Source organism: Nocardia arizonensis (genome assembly GCF_001310275.1).
In the GTDB taxonomy this organism is placed as follows: Bacteria; Actinomycetota; Actinomycetes; order Mycobacteriales; family Mycobacteriaceae; genus Nocardia; species Nocardia arizonensis.
On the sequence record NZ_LGYZ01000065.1, the window covers coordinates 119,350 to 137,987 of the forward strand.

3 protein-coding genes are annotated in these 18,638 nt (G+C 66.0%); 1 reads left to right on the top strand and 2 read right to left on the bottom strand.

What is annotated here, in order from left to right; genetic code table 11:
• Positions 1 to 27: 27 nt before the first annotated feature.
• Together APZ21_RS12290 and APZ21_RS12295 are read right to left on the bottom strand one after the other, a co-directional pair.
• Complete coding sequence (locus APZ21_RS12290; protein WP_054813406.1) at positions 28 to 5,361, bottom strand: non-ribosomal peptide synthetase; 5,334 nt, start codon at positions 5,359 to 5,361, stop codon at positions 28 to 30.
• Positions 5,358 to 13,919: a type I polyketide synthase gene (locus tag APZ21_RS12295; protein WP_082393037.1), complete on the bottom strand. Its 8,562-nt coding sequence runs from the start codon at positions 13,917 to 13,919 to the stop codon at positions 5,358 to 5,360. The genes APZ21_RS12290 and APZ21_RS12295 overlap by 4 nt, the downstream gene beginning before the upstream one ends.
• A gap of 925 nt (positions 13,920 to 14,844) precedes the next feature.
• On the opposite strand from APZ21_RS12295, the gene APZ21_RS12300 reads away from it, so the two are divergent.
• The coding region (locus APZ21_RS12300; protein WP_156371031.1) for a fatty acid synthase subunit beta domain-containing protein at positions 14,845 to 18,638 on the top strand (3,794 nt) is incomplete at its 3' end.

Sequence of the window (18,638 nt, forward strand, 5' to 3'; positions counted from 1 at the left end):
ATATCGGGCCGGATCGAAGGCACGATGTCAGAAGTGGTAAATGGCGCAGCCGATCTGAACCCCCGCACCGACCGTGATCACCAGACCGATATCCCCGCTGGTGACGCGTCCCCCTTCGCGGCAGTACCGCAACGCCGCAGGCAACGACGAGGTGTACAGATCGGGTCCGCCGTCGGTGACGTCGATTATCTGCTCACCCGCCACGCCGATTCGCTCGGCGAGATTGCCGAGGAATTCGGTGGATATCTGCGGCGCGAGTATAACTTTCATATCCGAGAGCGCGAGCGACTCGGATTTCAACAATTCGGCAACCACCTCCGGGATGAATCCCAGGTAGATGTCCTCGATATCCGGTCGTTGGTCGAACTCGATGTGATTTCCATTGCCGCCGCCCGCGAACGAGGTGACGGCGTCCAAGTACGCGGGGAAAGCCGCGAAATGGAAGCCGCCGAAACCGACACCGTCCTGTGCGGCGCTCAGCAGCACCGCCGAACCGGTGTGGCGTACCCCGCGCAACTCGGCGGCGCGGCTCGGGTGCTCCGGATCGGCCTCGGCGGCGACCACAAGCGCCGACCGCGCCTTACCCGCGTCGATGCCGGTCGCCGCGATATGGCATGCCTTGAGGAACCCGACATTGCCGTCACGGACGTCGAAAACGAAGGTTCCGTGGTCGAACGGCTGCGCCGGATCGTCGTTGATCTTCAACTCGTCGGCGACGAAGGCCGCCATGGCGGGTTCGACGATGCAGTCATCGCGGAAAACGCCCGCGTACAGAACGAGTCCGATGTCCTCGCGCGGGATCGAGGATTCATCGATGCAGGCGCCCGCCGCGCGGACGGCGAGATCGAGTGCCTTCTCCTCACCGGTCGGCACGGCCACGGCCACGGCATCGACGCGCACCGTCGGCTTGCGGTCGGACCGTCGGCCGTACTCGGACTCCGAGCCGTTGCCGTTGCCGTTGCCGTTCGGACGTGACACGGCGGGCCGGCCATTGCGCAGGCGATCGGGCAGATCGTCGAAGGTGTACAGGGCCGCGCCGATGGTCTGCCCGGAACCGGTGACGCCGAACAGCATCCGGTCCCCGGGACGCAGGCGGTCCTGCTCGACCAGATCGTTGATCGCCACGAAATGCGTCGTGGACGCGGTATTTCCGCGCTGTTCCAGATTCGACACGGTGTTGTCGGGGGTCGAGACGGTCCGGCCGAACGTGCGGTTGATCGTGGCGACGGCGTCGTTGATCGATGCTTGCGAGGTCTGGTGCATGAGAATGTGGTCGACCGTCTCCGGCTGCCATCCGTAACGTTCGAGCATCTGCGTAGCGAACGGCACCGACTTGCGCACCGCGACCGCGGTCTGCTCGACCGCCTTGGTACGCATGATCGCGCCCCCGTGCGGCTGATCGGTCGCCTTGCCGATGCACAGATCACTGTACCGACTGAGGCTGCGCAATCGCAGATCGTGGAATCCCGCCCTGCCGGTGGGATCGCGTTCGAGGATGATGGCCGCCCCCGCGTCACCGACGGTCAGACAGGCCAGGCGGTCGTCGAGGAAGTCGGTGATCTCACGCTGGGCGGTGTCGATGATGTGCGAGATGTATTCGCCGCTGACGACCATGGCGGTGCGCACGAGATTCGTGGCGAGGAAGGCGTCGGCGACCGTGATACCGGTGAACATGCCCGCGCAGGCATTGGATAGATCGAAGCTCAGCGCGTCGGTCATACCGAGCAGCGCGCGCAGCTGGCTGGAGGTGCTGGGCTCGAAGACCAGGCGATTGTCGGGACCTTCGACCTTGGAGATATTGGTGCAGATCAGCAGATCGATGGAGGCGGCATCGTGGCCGGATTTGGCCAGGCAGTTCTCCGCGGCCTTGCGGGCGAGGTCGAGGGTGAATTCCTCTTGCCCCGCGATCCGGCGATTCTTGATGCCGGTGAGCTGTTCGAGTGGCAGTTCGACCGGTCGATCGCATCCGGTGAGCACGTCGGCGGTCGGCACCACGGTGTCCGGCAGGTACACCCCGATGCTCTCGATGACAGTGGTTCCGGTTGTGACCACCGGTTCGCGCACGGGTGCGGAGGAAGCTACGGTAGGCGCGGACGTCGCCACCTGTTCGATCGGTGCGTCGGCGAGGGGCGTCTCCCCCGGCACGATGGACGCGGCGATACCCGCCACGGTCCGGTGCCGAAAGACGACCTCCGGGGTGAGCGAGAGGCCGATATCGCGCGCCGCGGCGCATATCGACATGGTCTGCGTCGAGGCGCCGCCCAGTTCGAAGAAGTCGTCGAAGACTCCGACGGTGTCCAGACCGAGCACCTGCTGCCACAGACCGGCGATGGCCCGTTCGGTATCGGTGCGCGGCGCGACATAATCGGCCGAGATATCGGGCCGGGCGGAATCCGGTTCGGGCAGTGCCCTATCGTCCCGTTTGCCGGTGGGGGTGGTCGGAATGCCGTCGAGGACCACGAATTGAGCGGGCAGCATCGCGTCGGGCAGGCTGTCACGCAGGAACTCTCGCAGATCGGCGGTGCTCGGCGGCGCCGACGGATCCACCGCCACCACATAGGCGACCAGGCGGAGCGTATCGGTATCACCGTCGCGCACGACGACCGCGGCCTCTCGCACCGCGGGACTCGCGGCCAGCGCGCCCTCCACTTCGCCGAGTTCGATACGGACACCGCGGATCTTGACCTGGTTGTCGCCACGACCCAGGTATTCGATATTCCCGTCCGGCCGATACCGCGCCCGGTCGCCCGTGCGATACAGCGGACCACTCGGGTAGGCCGGATCACCACCGGGGTGCGGGCCCGTCACGAACCGCTCGGCGGTCAACTCCGGTCGATTGGCATAACCCTCGGCGACATTGATGCCGCCGATGTAGAGCTCACCGATCACTCCGACCGGCACGGGATTCATGTCCCGGTCGAGCAGGTGGATCTGGGTATTGGCGATCGGCTTCCCGATCGGTATGACCGGATCGCGATCGCCGCGTGCGCAATCGAAGAAGGTCACGTCGATCGCGGCCTCGGTCGGCCCGTAGAGGTTGTGCAGATTCGCGGGCAGGGTCGCGAAGAGGATGTCCCGCAGATCGGCGGCCAATGCCTCACCGCTGGTGATGACTTCGCGCAGTCCGGTGCAACGGCCCGCGGCCGGATCGGCGAGGAACGCACGCAACATTGACGGCACGAAATGGGCGACCGTGACCTCTTGGTCGACGATGGTCTCGACCAGATAGCCGCTGTCGCGATGGCGTTCGGGCTCCGCGACCACGACACGGGCTCCGGCCACCAGCGGCCAGAAGATCTCCCACACCGATACGTCGAAGTTCGCCGGTGTCTTGTGCAGCACCGTATCCGCGGCGGTCAGCCGGTAGGCGTCCTGCATCCACAGCAGTCGGTTGCAGATACCGCGATGGGTGTTGCGGGCGCCCTTGGGCGCACCGGTGGTACCCGAGGTGAATATGACGTAGGCGATGTCATCGGGTCCGACCCGATCCGCGCCGGAGATGACCGGTCCCTCTACCGTCGCGTGCGGACGATCCAGGCACAACACCGGCACCTCGTCGGGCAGTCTGTCGCGCAGCCCGCTCTCGGTGATCCACACCACGGGCGTCGCGTCCCCGTTGATGGACTGCAACCGCTCGCGCGGGTGTTTCGGGTCGACGGGCAGGAAGGCACATCCCGCCGCCAGCACGGCCACCGCGCTGACGATGGTCCACTCCGACCGCTCGATCGCGATCCCGACCACGCCGCCGGGCCGCGCTCCCGCCGCGTGCAGCCGGGCGGCGAGATCGTCCACGCGCCGGTGCAATTCGCCGTAACTCAGATGGTTGCCACGGTAGGTCACCGCCGTCGCCTCGGGAGTGCGCCTCATCTGGGCGAGTACGAGATCGTAGAGCCGATGTCCGGTGAAGGCATCCACCCGGGTGTCGTTCCACCTGGCGCGTTCGCGGATCTCCCGCTCGGTCAGCAGCGGAATCCGGCCGACCTGCGCGGCGGGCGACACGACGGCGTGCGTCATGAAGGTGATAAGGCCCTGGGCGAATCCGGCGATCGTATCCGCGTCGAACAGATCGCTGTTGTACTGGAGGACCGCCGACAGGATGTGCTCGCGTTCGGCGACGATGAGCATGAGGTCGACCGGCGCCCCGCCCTGGGCCAGGGTGGCCGATTCGAAAGCGAGCCCGTCCGGTCGCGAGTCCGACGTGGCGGAACTGACCGACAGGCGCGAAGTCTCCCACGCGAAGAACACCTGGAAGACCGGCGGGAAAGCGGGATCACGCACAGGTTGCAGACGTTCGGCGAGCAGGGCGAACGGAAAGTCCTGATGCTCGATCGCGTCGAGGACGGTGCGGCGGCTGCGCTGCATGAGCGCGCGATAGGTCGGATTGTCCGCGAGTTCGGCGCGCAGCACCACCGAGTTCACGAAGTAGCCGATGATGCCCTCCGATCCGGGCATACCGCGACCCGCGATCGGTGATCCGACGAGGATGTCGTCGAGCCCGGAATACCGGTGCAGCACGGCGAAGAAGGCCGACAGCACCGCGACCTGTGTGGTGACGCCCTCATCCCGGGCCAGTTCGCGCAGTGCCGCGGTCAGATCCGCGTCCACGTCGAATCGGTGGGTCGCTCCGTTGAATGTCTGGATCGCCGGACGCGGACGTTTACCGGGCAACTCCAACTGCGGCAGATCGCCCGCGAGCTGTTGTTTCCAGTAGTTCCACAGGGTTTCGCCTCGCTCGCTGCCGAGCAGGCGGGTCTGCCAGCGCACATAGTCGCCGAAGCGGTGCGGAATCGCGGGCAGCCGCGCCGCCGGGTCCTCGTAGAGGGCCGACAGTTCGGTGAGCAGCAGGTCGAGAGACCAGAAGTCGATCACGATATGCGCCATGGCCAGCGCGATGACGTGCTCGTCGTCGGACCTGCGAATGACGGTGGCTTGGAGTACGGGGCCGTTGACGAGATCGATGGGCTTGTCGAGAGCTGTATCGAGCCAGGTCTGGAGCTTGTTCGAATGCCAGGTGGTGCCGTCGACCGTGTGCAGCGGAACGACCGCGTTCGGATGCGAGACCGCCACCGGCACGCCATCCGATTCGCGGAAGGTCGATCCGAGCACTTCGTGTCGCGCGACCAGCGCCGCCAGTGCTGATTCGAGTCGCGCGAGATCCAACGGACCGCGCACCGTTCCGGCGTAGAGGATGTTGTAGGAGGCACTGTCCGGGGCCAGCCGGTAGTGGAACCACAGACCGCGTTCGCCCGGTGAGAGTTCACGCTCGGCGGCTCGTTCGGCGCGTTCGCGCACCAGCCGCTCCAGTAGTGCGCGTTTCTCTTGGGAGGTCAGTGCGGCAAGGTCGGGTCGCTCGGTCTTCACGATGCTTCTCCTTCTGCGGCAAGCAATTCGGCCAGCAGTTCATCGACGGATTCGTCCGACAGGTCATCGAGTCCATCGAGCAGTTCGGTGGCCGTCCGTTCCGCGGCGACCTCGGTCGCCGAGATCGCGTGACCGTTCGAATCGGCCGCAGCCCGTGCCGATTCGTTGTCGAGTTGAGTGATGAGCCACGCCGCGAACTCAGCGACACTCGGTCCTTCCAGCAATCGGATCACCGGGATGGTCACCGGCAGGTCGCGTTCGATGCGGGTCCTGAGTTCGATCGCGCCCAGTGAGTCGAGCCCCATGTAGCGCAGGGGGCGGTCCCTGTCGAGTGCGTCGACGTCCATACCGAGTCGGCGGGCGACCTCACCGGCGAGGTAGGTCTCCAGCAAGTTCCGGTGTTCGGCGACCGGGCGGGTTCGCAGTGCCTCCCCGATCACGCTGGTCACCGCTCCGTGGGCGGCGCCGTGTTCGGTGGGCAGCAGGTCGGCGAATCGGGGTCTCACGGCGGTGCCCGCGAGCATCTGCCGCCACGCGGCGCCCTGGACAGGGACGACCACCGCCTCCACCGGATCGGCGACCACGATGCGATCCAGGATCGCGAGGCCGACCTCCGGGGTGATGGCGCCGAGGCCGAGGCTCGTGACGTGGGAGGTGCGGTCCTCACGACTGGCCAGACCGACCTCGCTCCACGGACCCCACGCGATACTGGTGGCGGGCAATCCGATATCGCGGCGGTATCGGGCAAGCGCGTCCAGGAACGCGTTCGCCCCGGCGTAGTTGGCCTGGCCCGGTGAACCGAGCACACCTGCCGCGGACGAGAAGTACACCATGAAGTCCAGTGGCGCCCGCACGGTCGCGGTGTGCAGATGCCATGCGCCCAGCACCTTCGGCGTCATGACCCGGTGCATGCTCGACTCGTCGAGACGGTCGAGTACCGCGTCCGCAAGGGTGCCCGCCGCGTGCACGATGCCGCGCAGCGGCGGCATGGTCAGCTCTGCGGTGGCGATCATCTCCGCGACCTCGGATGCCGAGCCCACATCGGTGCGACTCACCTCGACCCGGACGCCGGACGCTTCGAGTGCCTCGATCGCCTCACGCGCACGGTCGCCAGGAGCGCTGCGACCGGCGAGGATCAGGTGACGCGCGCCACGGCGGACCAACCACCCGGCGACCTCGATACCGAGACCACCGAGACCACCGGTGACCAGATAGGTCCCGTCTTCTCGCAGGTGCGGTGTCTCCACCACGATCTCCGGCGCCCGATCGGTGTCGGTGGTCAACACGATCTTGCCGATATGACGGGCCTGGGCCATATGCCGGAAGGCCGCCTCCGCCTCCCCGATCGGAAAGGCCGTGACCGGAAGGGCACGCAGCTCGCCCGCGTCGAACAGCCCCATCACCTCGGTGAGGATCTCGCCGACCTCACCGGGACGCTGTGCCGACATTCCCGCGATATCCAGGGTGAAGTGTGAGATGTTCTGGCGCAGCAGGAACAGGTCGAGGGTACGACGCTCGTAGATGTCGCGCTTGCCGATCTCGACGAATCGCCCGAACGGCCGCAGCACCTCGATGCTGCGGGGTATCGCGTCCCCGGCAAGGGAATTCAAGACGACGTCGACACCCTCACCACCGGTGAGTTCGCGGATCTCGTCGGCAAAGGCCAACGTCCGCGAGTCCATGACGTGTTCGATGCCCAGCCCACGCAGATACTCGCGCTTCTCGACACTGCCCGCTGTGGCATAGATCTCGGCTCCGATTCGCCGGGCGAGCTGGATAGCCGCGAGTCCGACGCCGCCGGTGGCCGAATGGATGAGGACACGCTCGCCCGCGCGCAGCCTGGCCAGCCCGTGCAACGCATGGTAGGCAGTGGCGAAGACGATCGGAACCGTTGCCGCCTCGAGAGGTTCGAGTGCCGCGGGCACCGGCACCGCGAGCTTCGCCGATGTCGTGACGTAGGCGCCGAATGCGGGGGTCGCGATGGCGGCTACGCGGTCACCCGGCGCGATACCCTCCACCCCGGATCCGACAGCGACCACCGTGCCGACGCATTCTCCGCCGAGCAGTGTCCGGTCACCGCCGATGGTGGGCACGATTCCCATCGCGCCGACGACGTCGTAGAAGTTGAGTCCAGCCGCCGTGACCTGGAGTTCGATCTCTCCTTCACCCGGCGCGACCCGCTCGGTCCTGCGCAGTTGCAGGCCGTCGAGCAATCCGGGAGTCGGCTGGGTCAGGGCGTATGCATCACCGGGCTGTGCGAGGGCGGCCACCGGGCGCGGCGCCGGGGTGCGTTCGATGCGCCCGACGAAGCGAGCCTCGTCGCGGATGACGATCTCTGTCTCGGCATCGTCCGCCAGCAGTTCCCGGGACAGCGCATCGACCTCGGCGCCAGTCGGTTCCGCGGAGAGATCAATTCTCGTGCAACGGAATTCGGGCGATTCGTGTTCGACCGTCCGTGCCATACCCCAGAGCGGCGCCCCGATGGCGCCCACAGGCAGGTCACCTGCCAAGCCATCGATGCCCTTCGACAACGACCCACCCGCGAATGTGGCATCGGCGGCAGCCGCCTGCGCTCCCCCGGTCACCACGAACAGTCGCGGCGGCTGCCCGCGCCAGTCGACGCGACCCAACGCCTGTGCCAAGCGGAGGAATTCGATGGCTCCGTCGACCGCGTCGGAGGGTCCCCGCTCGGTGGCGCCGTCGAGCGACCGCAAGTGTACAACCGCCGCGATCGGCATATCGGTGTCGAATTCCATTTCGTCGCCGATGATTCGGGCCGCTCGTCCCGCCGCCTCGAGCCGAGTTCGCAGTTGGTGTACCGCAGGTCCCTCGCCGATCAGCAGCCATAGCCCCGACGCCTTGGGTTCGACCGCATTCAGTTGTGTGGGCCGCCAGGACAATTCGTGGTGCCAATGCTCCGCACCCGCTGCATCGGCCGCGCCTGCGAGGTCCAGGCGGCGGACCCGGAGTCCGATGCCCTCCGCGAGGACTCCACCGTCCTCGGCCAGCAACTGGAAATCGCCTTCGAGGGTCTCGGAGTCGCCATCGTCGAATCGGCCGGTCATCCTGCACCATCCCGCGGTGGTGATGTCGCCGTAGATCCGCAGACTGCCGAGCCCGACGGGGAGGAACAACTCGGTGTCACTGTCGCGCGCCCCCGCTATCGTGGCGGCGAGCAGTTGGAAGGCCGCGTCGAGCTGCACCGTGGCGCCGGACAAGGCAGCCGTTTCCGATCCGGTACCGACGATCGATTCGGTGGCGAATCGCGCGAAGGCCACGGTATCGCCACGCCAGATCCGGGTGATGCGCTGAAACGCGGGCCCGTACTCGAGGCCGACCTCGGCGAGCGCCTCGTAGAACTCGGTGCCGGGCAGATCTGCTCGCCGGCCGTTCGACTCGGTCGGCAGCTCGACCCGTTCGGGCCGGGTGGTGTCGACCGAGGGTCGCACCGTGCCGCGGGCGAGCTGTTCCCAGGTCTGCGCCGCTCCGGTGGCCGTCAGAATACGGAACGAGGCGGCGTCAGAAGCGCCTTCGACCAGCGCGAGCTGGACACGGCTGACCGCGTTCTCGTCGAGCCGCAGCGGATTCTCGAAGTCGACATCGACCAACTCGTAGACCCGGTCACCGAATCGGTGCTCGGCGGCCACCCCGGCGATCGCCGCGTACAGAGCGGCGGGCGCGGTCGGTGTCGCGTGGACTCGATGATCACCCAGGACGGGCATCGACTCCAGGGAGAGATCCAGCTGCCAGAATGAGGTGCCCGCGTGGATCGAGGACTCGACGCGCGCGAGCATCCGCCCATCTGCGGCGAGAGCCCTCGGTGAATCGGGTGCCTCGATCCAATACGTCTCGCGCTGCCACGGATACCGGGGCGTACGGACCAGTGCGCCGCCCTCTGGCAGGACCGAGGGCCACTGCACCGGATAACCCACGCAGTAGAGCGCGGCGATGGCGGTGAGCAGGATCGCCCGGTCGTCACCATCGCGCGATCCTGTCGCGAGTACCGGGATCTCGCCGTCGCGACCTGCGGCGGCCAGTACCTCGGCAATGGATCCGCCCAGAACCGAATGCGGACTGACCTCCAGGAAGGCGTCATATCCGTCGGCCGCGATCGTTTCGATGGTGCTGCCGAACAGCACCGTCTGACGCAGGTTGGCACCCCAGTACTCGGCGTCGAGATCCGTTCCCGGCATGCGCGTCCCGGTCACCGTCGAATACACCGGCACGGATCCGGGTCCGGGCGTGATGCCGGCCAGGTCGGCCACCAGTTCCGGGCGCAGCGGGTCCATCTGCGGCCCGTGCGAGGCGACATCGACCTTGACCCAGCGGCAGAAGACGGCATCGCGTTCCAGCGTCTCGACCACCCTGGCCAGTGACGCCGGATCACCCGACAGCACCGTCGAACGCGGGCTGTTGCGCGCGGCGACGCCGATACTGTCTCGGTAATCCGCGATGCGCGGCGCCACCTGTTCCGGCGACAGCTCGACCAGCAGCATGGCGCCCGCGCCCGCCACCCGCCGCAGCAGGCGCGCCCGGTGACAGATCACCTTGGCTGCATCGGCCAAGCCGAGTACGCCCGCGACGTGCGCCGCCGCGACCTCGCCCATGCTGTGTCCGATGACCGCACTCGGCACGATTCCCAGCGACTGCCACAGCGCGGCAGAAGCCACCTGGACTGCGAACAGCACCGGCTGCACCACGTCCACATCTGCCAAGCGGGACCGCTCTTCACTCGCATGTAGCTCATCGATCACCGACCAACCGGTGATACCCCGAATCTCCCGATCACAGGCCACCAGCGCGCCGCGGAACACCGGCTCATGGGCGAAGAAATCGCGTCCCATGCCCAGCCACTGCGAACCCTGTCCGGAGAAGACGAACACGAGCTTCGGCTGCCGCCCCGACCGTGCCCGGCCGGATGCCGTGCCCAGCCTGGACTCACCGCTCAGATACGCCGAGAGATTCTCGGCCGCTTCCTTTTTCGTCCGCGCCACGACTGCGAGCCGGTCGTCGTGGTGGCTGCCTCGCACCGCCGTCGAATAGACCAGATCGGTCAAGCTCGGCCCGTCGGACTCGGACAGCAAAGTCACGTAGCGCTCGGCCAGTGCGCGCAGCGCGGCATCGCCGTGTGCCGAAAGCGGCAGGATCACAGGCATTTGCGTGTCCTCGACGGCATCGACTCCGCCGTCGTCGCGACGGTCGACCGATGCGTCAGGGGCACCGGACAGTACGGCGTGTGCGTTGGTCCCGCCGAAACCGAAGGAACTCACGCCCGCCAACGCCGGTCCCAAGGGCCATGGCTCGAGGCGATCGACGACCCGCAGACCCGAGGCGTCGAAAGTGATGCTGGGGTTGGGTTCCCGATAGTGCAGGCTCGGTGGCAGCATCCCATGCCGCAGCGCCAACGCCACTTTGATGACTCCCGCGATGCCCGCGGCCGCCTCCAGATGACCGATATTGGTCTTGACCGAACCGACCGCGCAGGCCGCGCCCTCCGATCGCCCGGGCGACAGCACCGTGGCAAGGGCATTCGCCTCGATGGCATCTCCGAGCAATGTGCCGGTACCGTGCGCCTCGACATACCCGACATCGCCGGGCGCGATACCGGCGCGCGCGTAGGCCCGGCGCAGTACATCCTCTTGGGCCCGACGACTCGGGGCCATCATCCCATTGGTGTGACCGTCCTGGTTCACAGCGGTGCCGCGCACAAGGGCATAAACCGAATGGCCGTTGGCGATTGCCCGCGACAGCGGTTCGATCACGACGACACCCGCGCCCTCACTGCGAACGTAACCGTCGGCGGCGGCATCGAAGGTCTTGCAGCGTCCGTCGGCGGCCATGACACCGGCCTTGGTCATATTGATCGCCACCGCGGGCGACAGGATGAGATTCACACCTCCGACCACCGCGAGCGTGCTCTCCCCCGACCGCAGCGACGCGCACGCGGTGTGGAGGGCCACCAGCGACGAGGAGCACGCGGTGTCAACGGCGACGCTCGGGCCCCGGAAATCGAAGAAGTACGAGATCCGGTTCGCCGCGACACTCATCGCATTGCCGGTGCCGGTGTAGGCATCGATCCGCTCGTCCATGCCGTAGAACATGCGGCCGTAGTCGTTGGTGGATATCCCCATGAACACCCCCACCGGCTCACCGGCCAGGTCGGCGGCGACCAGGCCCGCGTCCGCGAGCGCCTCCCAGGCGACCTCGAGTACCAGACGCTGCTGCGGATCGATCTGTTCGGCCTCGCGAGGGGAGATACCGAAGAATTCGGCGTCGAACCCGCGAATATCGTCGAGGAATCCACCCCATCGGATATCGCCACCGGTCCAGCGGTCCGCCGGTACTTCGCGGATCGCGTCGATCCCATCACGCAGCAGATTCCAGAATTCGGCCGGGCCACTCGCACCGGGGAAACGGCAGCCGATGCCGACGATCGCCATCGGCTCGTCGGCGACCTGTTGTTCGCCGATCTGCTCCGGCACATCGGCCCCCGCCGCACCGGTTCCGATCGCCAGAAATTGGGCCAACTCCACGATCGAGGGATATTCGTAGGCGAGGGTGGGGCGCAATTCCATACCGAGGTGCCGTCCCAGCGCACCCGACAGCTTGACGGCGTGTACCGAATCGAGGCCGTAGTAGGCGAAGGTCTGGCGCGGATCGATATCGTGGCGCGGCACCTTCAACTCAGCGGCCAGGTGCTCGACCAGCCAGTCCTCGATGGACTTCGCGGAAGCCGCGACACCGGCCTCCGGTCGTGGTTCGGCCGCTTCGACGTCCTCGGAGCTCGCCGCCGTGACCGAAACGGTACCCGGCCGATGCCAGGTGGCCACGGTCTTCAGTGCGTCGTTCTCGAATCGCTCTCGGCAGGCGAACCGCTGTACCTTGCCGCTCGACGTACTCGGCAGACTGTAGGTGCGCACCAGCATGACCGATCGCACCGCGACGTCGTATTCCTCGGTGACCTCGGCGGCCATTCGCGCGCAAACCACCTCGAAATCCGTCTCCGACGGCACATCTCGGACGACTTCCTGCACGAGCACCAACTGTTCGCCCGCATCGCCGTCGACAGCGAAGGCCGCACCGCGGCCGCGGAGCAGAATCGGGTCGACCTCTTGGACGACGCCCTCCACATCGTCCGGGTAGAGATTGCGACCGCGGATGATGATCATATCCTTGAGCCGACCCGCGATGAACAATTCGCCCTCGGCGAAGAATCCGAGGTCACCGGTGCGCAGATACCGCGATCGCGTCGGATCGGTGTCCTCCGCCAGTTGCGCGCCGAAGGCATGGGCGGTCGCCTCGGGCTGTCGCCAATAGCCCTCCGCGACCGCGCCACTCGTGACCCATATCTCGCCGACTCGCCCCTCCTCGCACGGGCGGAACGTGTCGGGGTCGACGATCACGACATCGGTGTCGTTTTGCGCACGGCCACAACCGACCAGGACCGTGGCCCCCGCAGAACCGGATTCGACCTCGACGACCCGCCGTTCGTGCAGTGCACTGCGGGACAGATACTTGGCCAGCGGCCCGTCGGCCCGGGGCGATCCGGTCACCAGGAGGGTGCCTTCGGCGAGGCCGTAGACCGGTTGCGCCGCCTCAGGACGGAATCCGCACGGCGCGAAGGCTTCGGCGAAGCGATCCATCGTGTCCAGACGCACGAATTCCGCACCGCACAGCGCTGTCCGCCATCCGCTCAGGTCGAGTGCGGCACGCTCCTCGGGCGTGGTGGACTCCACGCACAACTCGTGCGCGAAATTCGGCGCGGTCGTAATGACATTGCGTTTCCCGGAGATTCGTTCCAGCCACCGGACCGGCCGCAATACGAAGGACGCGGGCGACATGAGTTCGGCGCTACCCGCGACGTAGATCGTGGTGAGAACGGCGCCGACCAAGCCCATGTCATGGTGCAGCGGAAGCCAGAACACACCGACCAGGTCCTCGTCACCGCCGGGTGATCCGAGTGCGCCGCGGATGCTCTCCAGATTGTGGATGAAGTTCGCATGCGTCAGCATCACCCCCTTGGGGTCGCTGGTCGATCCGGAAGTGTACTGGATGAGTACCAGGTCATCCGGTTCCGGAACGAACTCGTCCGCCTCCGCGGCCTCGCGATCAGGCAGCGAATCGGTTCCGCACCAGCGCAGCCCGCGGGCCGGTTCGAATGTCTCGATCGCCGACCGCGTCTGCTCCAGGGACTCCGTGGAGGTCAGCGCGATAGTGGCGCCGGAATTGTTGACGATCTTGCCGATTCGCGAAACCTGCTTCTTCCCGATGGGCGAATACGCGGGCACCGCGACCGCGCCCGCGTAGACGCAACCGAAGAGGGCAGCCATGAAATGTAGCGGGTTCTCATGCAGGATCAGCACACGCTCGCCGCGCGCACCCTCGTCATGCAGCCACGCCGCAACCGCTTCCGCACGAGCGGCAAGCTCACTGTAAGTCCAACTATCGGAGATGTTTTCGCCGTCAGGCAGGTAGGCGAAGGCCAGCTTGTTCGGATTGGTCCGCCTACGAGACCGCAGCAGGTGCGCAAGCGTCGGTTCGAAGAAATTATGCAACACCGAAAATACCCCCGTTGGGATCAGCTCAGTTAGTGAACACAGAACGATTCGTCACGCGATACCGACGCGCGGACACCCTCAGGCCCCGGAATGACGTCGAGATGTCATAGGGCAATATCAGATTCTTCATGCCTCCGGCACAACATTGTCCCGGTAGATTCAACCCCTGAATTTCACGCTTTTCCAGCGCGACAAAGCCACTTTGCAGCACCCACTCAACGAAGCGCGACTTCGATATCCAATCGAATATTCAGTCGGCCGACAACCATCGACGCTAGCACCGCGACCACGGGCCGTGCAAGCACCATAAGGTTCGACGACACCTCTTGCGGTAGGCATCTGGAGCAGCTCACATCACGCCCCCGAACCCGTTGCAGAACGTGGAATCACGCGATATCACAAACTGGAAACCCATGGTATTCAGGGGGGACGCGACCGTACCGATCGAATGAACGCCCGTCGTTCGCCATAGTCGCGAATCCCGTTAGCGGACAAGAACGTTCATCTAGTTCGAACCAACCGTTGCCCTCCCCCGAGGTGGGATGCTAGCGTCACTCGCATCGGCGTACACGGTGGTACGCGGAGGTTGCGGTCGAACTACTCCCGTCGGGAGTCGGCCTCGGGGAGTGGGTTTGCATCCGGATTCTTCTGTCCGGTTGTGGTGATTAATATATGTGACTACTGGTTTCGCGTATTCCGATAACAATCGCACCATTTCGCGTGCGCTCTGATGAATAGAACCGACGTCCGACACATTTAGGTGCCGGACGTGTGAGTTCGATGCTCGGGGGTGGGTTTCGCACGAGAGGATTCTCTTCGGCTTTCGACGCCGATGAACCCGCACATCCAGCAGCACTGGGCATGAACGTTCACGTTGTGTCGGCGAGGTCAGTGGCCGCATGCGCGCTGTAGTGAAAGGTTTGTCATGACCATCGATGAAAACGCGTCGCGCAGGCGAGGCACTGCCACGGACCGTGTCGGACAACTCGATTCGACCGTCGAACCATTCGGTTCATCGCTTGTCGAACGTCTCGTCGCGGGCGAGCCTTTCGCTCTGGCCTTCGGTGGCCAAGGCGCGAGCTGGCTGGACACTCTCGCCGAACTACTGCTCGATTTCGGCCTCGAACCCGAGATCACCGACCTGGTGAACGAGGCCGGTCGACTGGTCGAGCCGATCGAGGACGAACTGCGGCTGGTCCGCCCCGAACCCTTCGATCCGATCAGTCGGATTCTGGAACGCGATTTGGCCGACGACGGCGAAATAGAGACGTCCTCCGGCGCGTCCGCTTGGGCGCTGGCCTCCCCGCCTCTGTCGTTTCCGGGCGTCTCGCTGTGCCAGCTCACCATGGTCCGCGCACTCGACCTGCTCGGATTGGACCGGCGCACAACACCTCCGGTGTCGGTCATCGGTCACTCCCAAGGCCTCATTGGCGCACTCAGCGTTTCCGACTACCGAATTCGCGATGCCGAACTCCTCGCCATAGCACAGCTTCTCGGTGCCGCCGCCTCCTTGGTCGGCCGCCGCCGCGGCCTGACAGGCTCCGCGGAGCATCCGCCCATGATGTCGATTTCACACGTCGATCCAGAGCGGGTGCGCGCGATCGTCGCCGAACTCGCCCAGCACGGCGATAGCGCCAACGCACCCGTCGTCTCCATTCGCAACGACCGACGCCGCTGTGTGATCTCGGGCGCACCAAAGGATTTGGCGCGCATCCGGGCCCATTTCGAGGAGATCACCGCCCGTGAGACCGCCGAGCGTCAGGCTCGCAAGCGCGGTGGCGCGATCTTCTCCCCCGTCTTCGACCCGGTGTCGGTGGGTGTCGGATTCCACCATCCGGCGCTCGCCGAATCCGTCGAACTCGTCGGCGATTGGGCCGCTCGCTGCGGACTCGACGTACCGCTCGCGCGCGATCTGGCCTCGCGGATTCTCGTGGAGCCGGTTGATTGGGTTGAGATTGTTGAGGGTGTGGTTGGTTCTGGTGTGCGGTGGGTTTTGGATTTGGGTCCGGGGGATTTGTTGTCTCGTGTGACGGGTGGTTCGTTGCGGGGGACTGGTGTGGGGGTTGTGGCTGTGGCGACGCGGGCGGGGCAGCGGTGTTTGTTGACGCCGGGTGCTGTGCCGGTGGTGGGGGTGTCGTGGTCGGTGTTCGCGCCGAGGCCGGTGCGGTTGCCGGATGGTCGGATTGTGGTGGAGACGGCGTTTACGCGGTTGACGGGGCGGTCGCCGATTTTGTTGGCGGGGATGACTCCGACGACGGTGGACGCGAGGATCGTGGCGGCGGCGGCGAATGCGGGGCATTGGGCGGAGTTGGCCGGTGGGGGTCAGGTGACGGAGCGGATTTTCGCTGATCGGGTGGCGGAGTTGAAGGGGTTGTTGCGGCCGGGTCGGGGGGTGCAGTTCAACTCGTTGTTCTTGGATCCGTATTTGTGGAAGTTGCAGTTGGGTGGGAAGCGTCTGGTGCAGAAGGCGCGTGGTGCGGGTGCTCCGTTCGACGGGGTGGTCGTGACCGCGGGGATTCCCGAGCTCGAGGAAGCGGTCGCGCTGATTCGGGAACTCAGCGAGGTGGGGATTTCGCATGTGGCGTTCAAGCCGGGCACGGTGGCTCAGATTCGGGCGGTGTTGCGGATCGCGGACGAGGTGCCCGATTATCCGGTGATCGTGCATGTCGAGGGTGGTAGGGCGGGTGGTCATCATTCGTGGGAGGATCTCGACGATCTGTTGATCGATACTTATGCCGAGCTTCGGGCTCGTGGGAATGTGGTGGTGTGTGTCGGTGGTGGTATCGGTACTGCGGAGCGGGCTACGGAGTATCTGACCGGTGAGTGGTCGAGGGTTCACGGGTTTCCGGTGATGCCTTTGGATGGTGTGTTGGTGGGTACGGCTGCGATGGCCACGCTCGAGGCCACGACCACTGCTGAGGTGAAGCAGTTGTTGGTCGACACTCCCGGCACGGTGGAGTGGGTCGGTGCGGGGACGGCGCGGGGTGGTATGGCGTCGGGTCGGAGTCAGTTGGGTGCCGACATCCACGAGGTCGACAACGCCGCCTCTCGCGCGGGTCGTCTTCTGGATGAGGTGGCCGGTGACGCCGACGCGGTCGCGGCGCGTCGTGAGGAGATCATCGCGGCGTTGAACGCGACGGCGAAGCCGTATTTCGGTGATGTGGCGGCGATGACGTATCTGGATTGGCTGGAGCGTTATGTCGAGTTGGCGGTCGGGTTGGATCGGCGTGGGGATTTCGATTGCGGTAGCGATATCGGTGAGGCGATCGTGGACGCGACGCGTTCGGTGTGGCTGGACATCACCTGGCGTGACCGGTTTGCGGAGATGGTGCGTCGTGCGGAGTCGCGGCTGAATCCGGTTGATCGTGGGGTGATCGAGTCGTTGTTCGCTGTCGAGGAGGATTTCGAGCGTCCGGTGGAGGTGATCTGTCGGTTGCGGGAGCGGTATCCGGTGGTGGAGCGGTCGTTGTTGCATCCGGCGGATGTGTCGTTCTTCCTCGCTTTGTGCAAGACCCCGGGTAAGCCGGTCAATTTCGTGCCTGTCATCGATGCCGATGTTCGGCGTTGGTGGCGGTCGGATTCGTTGTGGCAGGCGCATGATCGGCGCTACTCCGCTGATCAGGTGTGTGTCATTCCCGGCACGGTCGCGGTGGCGGGTATCACCCGCGTCGATGAGCCCGTGGGTGAGTTGTTGGATCGGTTCGAACAAGACACCGCCTATACCCTGGTTCGTGCGGGTGTCGTTCCCACTCCTGTCGATGCACGCCGTGTCGCGGGCATCACCACTGGCGCCGTCGACACCGTCTTGGCCGCGCCGGACGTGCAGTGGGCCGGTCGCACCACCGTGAACCCCATCCACCGCCTCGGTGACGTGTCGGAATGGACCGCAGACGGCGAGGGGGCGGTGCATCCGAGCACCGGCGCGACCCTGGTCGAGACCACCGGACCGGATCCCGCGAATTCCTATGTGGAGCTGACGGTTCCGCTGCTCGGCCGCGATGTCGTGCGGATCAGGATCACGGTTCCCGTCTCGTGCTTCAACGGCGGCGCCCCGGTCATCACCGAGGACGATGCCGAAGCCGCCATGTCGGCGCTGCTGGCCGTCGCGGCCGGACAGGCGCTGCCGGAGGTCAAGGGCGGTACGGCGCATCTGAATATCGCCTGGACCCCGGACCTGATCGCCGATCACGCGGGTGTCACCGGGGCTGGCCTGCCGGGCACGCTGAGCACCGTGGGTCGCACTGTGCCCGACGTTCTCGTCGGCGCCTGCTGGCCCGCCGTGTTCGCGGTCCTCGGCGCGACCCGCACCGCGGACGGCGCGAGCGTCATCGAGGGCATGCTCGACCTGGTCCATCTGGACCACCAGATCCAGCTGCACGGCGAACTTCCCGCCGACACCAGCGTTCTCGTGGTGCGGGCGAAGGCGGGGGAGACCCTCGACACCGATATGGGTCGCGTGGTCGAGGTGAGCGTCAAGATCACCGCCATGCTGGACAAGGTGGAGACCGGGCTGTCCATGCCGCCGGTCGCCACGCTCACCGAGCGTTTCGCCATCCGCGGCCGCAATGGCGCGGGTGAGCTGTCCGATCCGCCGCGCGCCGCGGGCACGCTGTCGGAGAAGGCCACCGATACCCCGCGTCGCAGGCGTCGTGATGTGGCCATGGTCGCTCCGCGTGCCATGCATGCGTTCGCGGCGGTGTCCGGTGATCACAATCCGAT